Here is a 961-nt window from a genome sequence, read left to right on the forward strand (position 1 = left end):
CAGTTGCACTTCATAATGTAAAAGATGGTGCCATTGGTGAGGGTTCACATGATGCGATTAATGGTAGTCAGATCAACACGATTTCTCAGAATGTAGCTAAATTCCTTGGTGGCGATGCGGCATTTAAAGACGGTAGCTTTACTAACCCTACTTATAACTTATCTCGCGTTTCTGAAGATGGTGAGGTAACACAAAAAGCCTTTACCAATGTTGGTTTAGCATTTGAAGGACTTGATGAGAATATCAAAAATGTGAATCAGCGTATTAAGGAAGTCTCAGAAGGAGTTGCACAAGATTCTTTATCATGGAGCGAGGGTGAAAAATCCTTTGTAGCCTTGCATGGAGGAAAAGACGGTGCAAAGACAAATAGCAAGATTAAGTTCCTTGCGGCAGGAGATATTACGAAAGAATCTACAGATGCAGTAAATGGCTCCCAACTTTATTCCTTAGGAAAAGATCTTGCATCGTACTTAAACGGTGATGCTAAGTATGAGAAAAATCAATGGTTGTTGCCTAGATTTAAAGTTACACACCTTAAAGAAGATGGCACATCAGAAGAAGCTGAGTACGATAGTGTTTCAGAAGCTCTTTCAGGTGTTGGTAATTCTTTCACGAATGTGGTTAAAGACTTTAATGACAAAGTCACGAATATCACAGAATCTGTCCAAGGCGATGCGCTGTTGTGGAATAAGGACGCAGAGGCGTTTGTAGCCAAGCATGGGTACAAGGAAAGCAAGACGAACAGCAAGATAACGTCGCTTGCAAATGGGGATATCACTAAAGACTCAAGCGATGCTGTAACAGGAAATCAGCTATATGCTCTAGGTAACAGTGTTGCGCAGTCTTTAGGTGGTGATGCTAGTTATGCAGGTGGCGCTTGGACGGCTCCAAGTTTCAAAGTTAAGATTGTCAAAGAAGATGGCAGTGCCGTTGAAGAGCAAAGTTATGATGATGTTGCCAA

The 961-nt window shown here is 41.4% G+C and carries 1 pseudogene; it reads left to right on the plus strand.

The features are described 5' to 3' along the window. Positions 1–961, plus strand: a pseudogene (locus tag ACFINS_RS09815) (adhesin); the annotation flags it as partial.

This window comes from Bartonella sp. AA2SXKL (genome assembly GCF_042197205.1).
GTDB lineage: Bacteria > Pseudomonadota > Alphaproteobacteria > Rhizobiales > Rhizobiaceae > Bartonella.